General features: G+C 63.8%; 8 protein-coding genes. 3 read left to right on the forward strand and 5 right to left on the reverse strand.

Annotated features, from left to right (window positions below):
• The 3 genes from AC2VNO_RS12260 to norR all read right to left on the reverse strand — a co-directional run.
• Positions 1-1,515 (reverse strand): ribonucleotide reductase N-terminal alpha domain-containing protein (locus AC2VNO_RS12260; protein WP_486934376.1); only part of this gene is annotated, 1,515 nt, incomplete at its 3' end.
• Between the two features lie 45 nt (positions 1,516-1,560).
• Entirely contained in the window at positions 1,561-2,037 is a 477-nt protein-coding gene (gene ubiT / locus AC2VNO_RS12265; RefSeq protein WP_486934377.1) for a ubiquinone anaerobic biosynthesis accessory factor UbiT, read from the reverse strand.
• 216 nt (positions 2,038-2,253) lie between these two features.
• Complete coding sequence (norR, locus tag AC2VNO_RS12270; protein ID WP_486934378.1) at positions 2,254-3,783, reverse strand: nitric oxide reductase transcriptional regulator NorR; 1,530 nt, start codon at positions 3,781-3,783, stop codon at positions 2,254-2,256.
• A gap of 149 nt (positions 3,784-3,932) precedes the next feature.
• Here norR and ytfE point away from each other — a divergent pair, with 149 nt between their 5' ends.
• A complete protein-coding gene (gene ytfE / locus AC2VNO_RS12275; RefSeq protein WP_486934379.1) occupies positions 3,933-4,589 on the forward strand; it encodes an iron-sulfur cluster repair protein YtfE in 657 nt (218 codons plus the stop codon).
• A gap of 75 nt (positions 4,590-4,664) precedes the next feature.
• Here the strand turns inward: ytfE and hemN are convergent, their stop codons facing one another.
• Together hemN and AC2VNO_RS12285 are read right to left on the reverse strand one after the other, a co-directional pair.
• Complete coding sequence (gene hemN, locus AC2VNO_RS12280; protein ID WP_486934380.1) at positions 4,665-6,050, reverse strand: oxygen-independent coproporphyrinogen III oxidase; 1,386 nt, start codon at positions 6,048-6,050, stop codon at positions 4,665-4,667.
• Between the two features lie 70 nt (positions 6,051-6,120).
• Complete coding sequence (locus AC2VNO_RS12285; protein ID WP_486934381.1) at positions 6,121-7,329, reverse strand: NnrS family protein; 1,209 nt, start codon at positions 7,327-7,329, stop codon at positions 6,121-6,123.
• 87 nt (positions 7,330-7,416) lie between these two features.
• Between AC2VNO_RS12285 and AC2VNO_RS12290 the strand changes: the two genes are divergently transcribed.
• Both AC2VNO_RS12290 and AC2VNO_RS12295 read left to right on the forward strand, forming a co-directional pair.
• The gene (locus AC2VNO_RS12290) at positions 7,417-7,839 is read left to right on the forward strand and encodes a YbaN family protein (protein ID WP_486934382.1); all 423 of its coding nucleotides are present in this window, start codon (positions 7,417-7,419) and stop codon (positions 7,837-7,839) included.
• A 40-nt stretch (positions 7,840-7,879) separates the two neighbouring features.
• On the forward strand, positions 7,880-8,164 hold a 285-nt coding region (locus AC2VNO_RS12295), incomplete at its 3' end, for an RrF2 family transcriptional regulator (protein WP_486934383.1).

Below are 8,164 nucleotides of genomic sequence, written 5' to 3' on the forward strand. Positions count from 1 at the left end.
GCGTGCACCGTGCTCGGCCAGTGCCGCGACCAGCTCCGGCTCCACCTCGGCGACCTTCTGCATGTAGCGGCTGTAGCGCGCGTGCAGGATGCGCCCGGGCACCTTGTCGCCGATCTCGTAGCCGTCCTTCGCCAGCTCCGGGCGCTCGCGCAGCATCTTCGGCGTGATCTCGAAGTCCTCGGCAAGGATCGGCGCCATGCCTTTCTCACGCGAGAGCTCCAGCGCCTGCCGCCACCCTTCGATGGCCAGGTTGCGGCTGACCTCCTCGGTGAACGCCAGCGACTCCGCCGAACCATAGGGGATCTTGAGCATGGTCAGGGTCGAGCCGAGGCCGAGGAAACCCATGCCATGACGACGCTTGGCCTCGATCTCACGGCGCTGGCCCTCGAGCGGCAGGCCGCTGATCTCCACCACGTTATCGAGCATGCGGGTGAAGATCGCCACCACCTGGCGATAGCGCTCCCAGTCGAAGCGCGGCTTCTTGCCGAAGGGGTCGATGACGAAGCGGGTCAGGTTGACCGAGCCCAGCAGGCAGGCACCTTCCGGCGGCAGGGGCTGCTCGCCGCAGGGGTTGGTGGCACGAACCTCCTCGCAGAACCAGTTGTTGTTCATGCGGTTGACCTGGTCGATCAGGATGAAGCCCGGTTCGGCAAAGTCATAGGTGGAGCGCATGATGGTGTCCCACAGCTCGCGGGCCTTGATCACCTCGACGATGCGGCAGGCCACGCGACCCTCGGCATCGACGCTGTAGGCGTCCTCGACCACCGGCCAGTCGCGGTAGATCAGGTCCTCGGGCTTGACGTCCTCCTTCTCGCCGGCGTGCAGCGGGAAGGCCAGCGGCCAGTCGGCGTCCTGCTTCACCGCTTCCATGAACTCGTCGGTGATCAGCAGCGAGAGGTTGAACTGGCGCAGCCGGCCGGCTTCGCGCTTGGCCTCGATGAAGCTGCGCACATCGGGGTGGCCGACGTCGAAAGTGCCCATCTGGGCGCCGCGACGGCCGCCCGCCGAGGCCACCGTGAAGCACATCTTGTCGTAGATATCCATGAACGCCAGCGGGCCGTTGGTGCCGGCACCGGCGCCGAACACGAAGGCGCCCTTGTGGCGCAGGGTGGAAAACTCGTAGCCGATGCCGCAGCCCGCCTTGAGGGTCATGCCGGCATCCACCACCGAGGAGAGGATGTCGTGCATGGAGTCGCGGATGGTGCGCGAAACGGTACAGTTGATCAGGCTGACGGCGGGTTTGTAGTCTTCGGCACCGGCGTTGGACATGATGCGGCCGGCCGGGATGGCGCCATTCTCCAGCGCCCAGCGGAACTTGGGCAGCCACTCCTCGGCCCGGTCGCCCTCCACCGCCGCCAGGGCCCGCGCAACGCGATCCCAGGTCGCTGCCACATCCTTGTCGACGGGCCGGCCATGACGATCCTTGAGACGATACTTGGAGTCCCAGATATCGCGTGAGGGCGCTTGCATAGGCACCTCGTGAGATGTCTTGACGGCCTTGGTGGAAGTGCTCATACAGGGATCTCTCCAGTAAGGGTCAAAAAGTCGAATCGTTCAACGTCAGTGGCGCGCCATGCGCTCGAAGCGCACCAACCACTCGCCGAGGCGGCCCTGCGCCAGCCCTTCCTCACGGCTGTCCAGCAGGTTCTTGACCATCAGGCCGAGCTCGGTGTCGCCCTCGATTACCAGCCGCCGCTGGAAGAACAGCGCGTCGGGGTCCTCACGCCGAGTCGCCAAACACAGAAACTCGCGCCAGCCGCCGCGAATGGTCGCCTCGCCCATCTCCTGGGTGAGCCGGAAGCGCTCCCCTTCGAGGGTGAGTGTCAGCGCCACACCGAGATCCTCGATATGTAGCGAGATACGGCGACCTTCGAGCGCATCGAACTCGCCCTCGGCCAAGGGCTCGGCGAAGGTGCGATTGAGCAGCGGCTCGATCAGTTGGCGCTTTACCCTCAGCGGCACGCGGGGGTCGATGGCGCGAATCAGGTGAGTCGGTAAGGGCGGACGCGGCAAACGCGACAGGAGCAGCGGAAACATAGTGACTCTCCGGTGGAGCGAACCAGTGGATTCGGCGCGGCCACAGGGCCACGAAACCGTCCATCCTAAGCTCGACGCCGCCTGCCTGTACTGATATGCGTCAAGCCTGTTGCAATGCCCCCTGAGCGGGACCTCGACCACCATATATAGCCAGGCCGATCGAATCAAGCACCATATATGGGGGTTTTTAACGTTTCCCCTCTTGCATTGCGGTAACTATTTGATCCCCAAGCGGCGGGCCAGTTTGTGTAGATTGCTGGGGTCCACGGCGAGCCGGCGAGCCGCTTTCGCCCAGCTGTCGTTGCATGCCGCCAGCGCACTGCGAATGGCCTGACGCTGGGCGAATTCGACCTGGTCGCGCAGTGGCTGCTCAACCTCATCGACCGTTTCCGCCTTGCTTGCCTTGCCTGGCGTGGCGTTCAACGGTTGTCCATGGGGCAAGTCGAGCCATTCGGGCTGAAGCGTGACGATATCGTCGCGTCGGGCGCCATGGCCAAGCGCCTTGATCGCCGCCCGGCTGATCACGTGCTCCAGCTCGCGGATATTGCCCGGCCAGCGATAGGCCAGCAGAGCCGCCTCTGCCGCCGAGGACAGTCTCAGGCTGCGCACGCCGAGTCGCGCACGGTTGATCTCGAGGAAATGCCCGGCCAGCACCAGCACGTCGCTGCCGCGCTCCCGCAGCGGTGGGATGAGGACCGGGTAGACCGACAGGCGATGGTAGAGGTCGGCGCGGAAGTGACCGTCACGCACTCCGTCGGCCAGCTGCCGGTTGGTGGCGGCGATGATGCGCACATCGACCCGCCGCGGGGTATCTTCACCCAGACGCTGGACTTCACCATTCTGCAAGGCACGCAGCAGCTTGGCCTGAATCGTGAGCGGCAGTTCGCCCACCTCGTCGAGGAACAGGCTGCCGCCTTCGGCGGCTTCGAAGCGTCCTGCACGATCTGCCGAGGCGCCGGAGAACGCCCCTTTGACGTGGCCGAACAGCTCGCTTTCGGCCAGGGTTTCCGGCAGGGCGGCGCAGTTGACCTGCACCAGCGGCCGTTTGCGGCGCGGGGAACGCTGGTGCAGGCGCCATGCAAAGAGCTCCTTGCCGACACCGGTCTCGCCGCTGAGCAGTACCGGCAGATCCGAATCGGCGACGACGTCGAGCTCGCGCAAAAGCCGCTGCAGTTCGGCGCTATGACCGAGAATTTCCCCCCCGTCCCCCGGCTTGGGAGGCGTGACCGTTCCATGGGGCGCCATGCGCAGCGCACGCACCTCCTGCTCCATGCGCGATACGCGTACGGCAGCCTCGACGAGCAGCGCATAGCGCTCCAGCGACGTTTGCGAGCCCTCGTCGAAGGTGCCGGCCACCAGGGCGTCCAGGGTCAGCACGCCCCATGGCTCCCCTTCGACGTGCAGGCTGATGCCCATGCAGTCGTGAACGTGCAGCGGCTCCCCCGGCTGCTGCTCGACCAGGCCGTCGTAGGGATCGGGCAGGGTCGAGTCCGGTGGAAACCGCGTAGCGCGGCGGCTTGTCAGAATGGTCGCCAGGCGCGGGTGCCGCGCCACGTCGAAGCGGCGACCCAGCGCCTCGCGCACCAGCCCCTCCACCGCTACCGGTACCAGCATGCCCTCCTGCAAGCGCAACAGGCACACCGCGCCACAGCGAAAGCCCTCGCGCAGGGTACGCACCAAGCGCTGCAGGCGCACCGCACTGGGCAAATCGGCCGATAGATCGGCCAGCAGGGAATCGTCAAGCATGGTGAAATTTACCTTTAAATGGTAATTAGAACCCTATCACCTCAAGGTTATTTTCACCATTAAAAGCACAATACTTTGAAATAAAAGCAGAATAAAACTGGCACGGCGCTTGCTGTATGAGATTGACACATCCTTTCAGAGGCAACCGCATGAACCTGCTCGAACAGACCGTAGGCCGTATCGCCCTGTCACTGCCCGGTGCCACTCGGATCTTTCACGCTCACAACATCGACTTCTGCTGCGGCGGACGCATCAGCCTGCGCCAGGCTGCCGAACGTGCCGGCCTGCAAATCGACAGGCTGATCGCCGAACTCGAGGCGCTGCCGGCCGCTAGCGGCGAGCAGCGCGACTGGCGCGAGGCCAGCAACGACGAGCTGATCGATCATATCCTCACGCGCTATCACGACGTGCATCGCGCTCAGCTGCCCGAGCTGATCCGCATGGCGCGACGCGTGGAGCAGGTACACGGCGAGCGCGAGAGTTGCCCCAATGGCCTTGCCGATCTGCTGATGGACATTCATCAGGAGATGGAGAGCCACATGCAGAAAGAGGAGCAGATCCTCTTCCCCATGCTGCGTAGCGGCATGGGCGCCCAGGCCCAGGGGCCGATCGCGGTGATGCGCCAGGAGCACGACGACCATGGCGAGAACCTGGAGCAGGTAATGCTGCTCACCGACGACATCACCCCACCCAAGGGCGCCTGTACCACCTGGCGAGCGCTCTACACCGGCCTGCGCGAGTTCCGCGAGGACCTGATGGAGCACATTCATCTGGAGAATAATCTGCTGTTTGAACGGGCCGGTTGAGGAAACGCTTCCTAAGCACACCTGCCGAAACGCAAACGGCGCCCCGCGGGGCGCCGTTGTATTTCGGTGGGTAGATTAGACGGTACGTGAAAAACGCCCCTCATTGGGCTTGAGGTAGGCATCGAAGGCCATCGCCATGTTACGCATCATGAGGCGCCCGGCGGGCAGCACTTCGATCTCTCCCTCGCGTATCGACAGCAGGCCATCGGCCTGCATCTCCTCGAGCTGACCAAGGGCATCGGCAAAATAGTCGCGAAAGACGATATCGTGGCGTACTTCGATATCGGCGAAATCGATCTTCCCGTGGCACATCAGGGCGTTGATCACGTCGCGGCGCAGGCGGTCGTCGTCGTTGAGGCGATAGCCGCGCATCACCGGCAGCCGCCCCGCCTCGAGCCGCGCCTGGTACTGGGCAGTCTCCTTGACGCTCTGGCTGTAGCTGTCGCCTACCTTGCCGATGGAGGTGATGCCCAGGCCGATCATGTCGCAATCGGCATGGGTGGAGTAACCCTGGAAGTTGCGCTGCAGGGTACCGTTCTCCTTGGCCAGGGTCAGTTCGTCGTCGGGCAGTGCGAAGTGATCCATGCCGATGTAGACGTAGCCGGCTGCGGTCAGGCGGCGAATGGTCAGCTCGAGCAGCTCCAGCTTGCGCTCCGGCGGCGGCATGTCCTCGGGACGAATCAGCCGCTGAGCCTTGAACAGGTCCGGCAGGTGGGCGTAGCTGTAGGCGGCAATACGGTCGGGGCGCAGCGCAATGATCTTGGCAAGAGTGGTATCGAAGCTTGCCACCGTTTGTAGCGGCAAGCCGTAAATCAGATCCACGCTGACCGACTGGAAGCCGGCTTCGCGTGCCGCGGCCACCAGCTCGATTACCTGTGCCTCGCTCTGCACGCGATTGACGGCCTTCTGCACCTCTTCGTCGAAGTCCTGCACACCGAAGCTCAGCCGGTTGAATCCAAGGTCATGGAGCTCGTGGATCTGCTCGGGGGTGACCGTACGCGGGTCCACCTCGAGAGAGAACTCGCGCTCTTCCGCCGGAGCGAAATGGAACGCCTCGTCGAGCGCCGCCATCAATTCACCGAGCTGGGCGTTGCTCAGGTAGGTGGGCGTGCCGCCGCCCAGATGCAGCTGGGTCATGCGCCGCGTCTCGTCGAAAAGTGCCCCCTGTACCCCGATTTCCTCCTTCAGCCAGCCCAGGTACTCGGCAGCGCGCTCAGTGTTGTGGGTGATGATCTTGTTGCAGGCGCAGTAGTAGCACAGGCTCTTGCAGAACGGGATGTGCACGTAGACCGACAGGGGCTTGGGCGATGAAACGCGATTGCTGCGCTCGGCAGCGGCGCGGTAGTCGTCCTCGGCGAAGGCCGCATGGAATTGGGGCGCGGTCGGGTAGGAGGTATAGCGCGGCCCGGGGCGGTCGTACTTTTCCACCAGCGGGCGATTGAACAACAGATCGTCATGCATGATCGATAAAAGCCTCTTGAAACCTCGGCATGGTGCGCGCCATGCCCAATGCCCGAGAGTATGACATCGGCTAGCGGCGTCGTCTCGACAGCTCGCCGCTCTCTTGTCCCGAGTCAAGTTTGCCCGCTCGCGCTGCGACAGCCGCCCTGTCCGCAAGCGCTATCCACATCGTCAGACGCCAGGCGACCAGCAGCCAGCCCAGGCTCCAGGCCAAGGCCGAGCCCCATAGCAACGCGAGCCAAGCGCTGCCGGCTCCGATCGCCCACAGGCGCAGCACGGCGGACACAGCGAACAGACCGGCCAGCGGCAGCCAGACCCACTCCCGCTCGGGGTGCTGTCTCGCCCGCAAAATGGCATGGCGCAGCATGATGCCGCTGGCCAGGGTGCCCAGCGCCCCCACCGTAAAGGCGTGCAGCGCCGTGCTGGCATGCAGAAGAGGTGCCCACCAGCTGCGTGCCAGCAGCACGAGGCCGATGGCAATCCAGGCGTAGCCCAGCATCAGCACCTGCAAGTCAGGCCGCAGGCGACAGCGCAGCGGCGCCCAGCTCCAGATGCGATAGAGCACCAGCAGGCTAGCTGCCAGCACCAGCAAGGCAGCCAACGGCTGCAACATGTCCAGCAACATGATGAAGGGCGCCAGCCCAAGCAGCAGGATCAGCGCTGCCTCCAGGCGTGGCTGCACACCGCTGCCGGGCACTCGAAATTCACGCATCGAGTAGCCATTGACCGCCGGAGCGATGACCCGCCCGCCCATGAAGGTCATCAACAATACCAACCATAGAACGCTTTGATGCATCAGCGGTGCCGTGGTCGGCATGCCATCCAGGTAGCGCCACGTCAGGGTCACCACTGCCAGCATGCAGATCATGCCCAGCAAGGGAGACAACAGCCGGTTGCGCCATTTCTTGGCGGCAAGGAAGCGCGGCACCAGGCGTGCTGCCACCCAAAGCGCGAAGGCCGCGTCGGCCAACGAGGCCAGCAGAGCACCCGGCCACGCCAGCACGCCTAACCGGCCTACCAACCATAGGAGTACCAGCAGAGCCAGATGTCGCCGCGGCACCGGCCCCAGCAGGTAGCCGGCAATCACAGCCAAAGCAAAACCGAACAGCATTTCCCGCGCATGGGCGGCAGGTGTCGCCAGTTGCACTGTCGCCCAGCCGTGATAAAGCGCCAGCAACGAGAGCGGCACCGTCAGAGCGGCATGCAGGGCCGCCAGCGGAAACAGCCAGCGCCAGGCGGGGAGTCGCTGCTGTGCCGCTTCCGGCATTGACGAAAGCATAGGCTTTGCAAAATTTTTAAACATGCATATAAAATACTACTTAGTTCGATCACGGGAAACCGTGGTACGAGAATGAGCGAGGTTGCCATGCGAAATTCACTGTCGCGCCTTGGCTGGCGCGTGCTTGCCTACGGCGCTATCGGCCTGGGCACCGCCGGGCTGGTGGTACCACTGTTGCCGACAACGCCATTTTTGCTGGTCGCCGCCTGGGCTGCGCCGAAAGGCTCGCCGCGGTTGGCACGCTGGCTGTGGCAGCATCCCCGCCTGGGACCATCGCTACATGCCTGGCGGGAACAGAGGGCCATTCCTCGCCGCACCAAGCAGCTCGCCGTCGCTCTGCTGGTCCTGAGCTGGCTGGTATTATGGCTGGGGGGTGCACCGGGCATGGTCATGGGCGTGACAGCGGCAATTTTTTGCTGCGTGGCCACCTTCCTGGTGACGCGACCCGATGCCACACCCTTGCGCGAAGAATGCCTGCTTGAAAGCAGTGATATGATAAGAAGGTTTTAGCGCACTTCAATTGATGCTCATCAAGACAGGCCGAACTTTCATGCATCTGACTCGTTATACCGACTATGCGCTGCGCGTTCTGCTCTACCTCGCCGTCAAAGGCGAGGAGCGGTCCACCATTCATGAGATCGCAGAAAGTTTCGGTATCTCGCGCAATCATCTGATGAAGGTGGTCCAGGATCTCAGCCATAGAGGCTATATCACCACCATTCGCGGCAAGAACGGGGGGCTGCTGCTCAACCGCCCCCCCGAAGAGATCACTCTGGGCGGGCTGGTGCGCGAAACCGAGCACGAGCTAGGCCTGGTGGAGTGTTTTCGCGATCAC

Source organism: Halomonas sp. TH-94, from assembly GCF_057473365.1.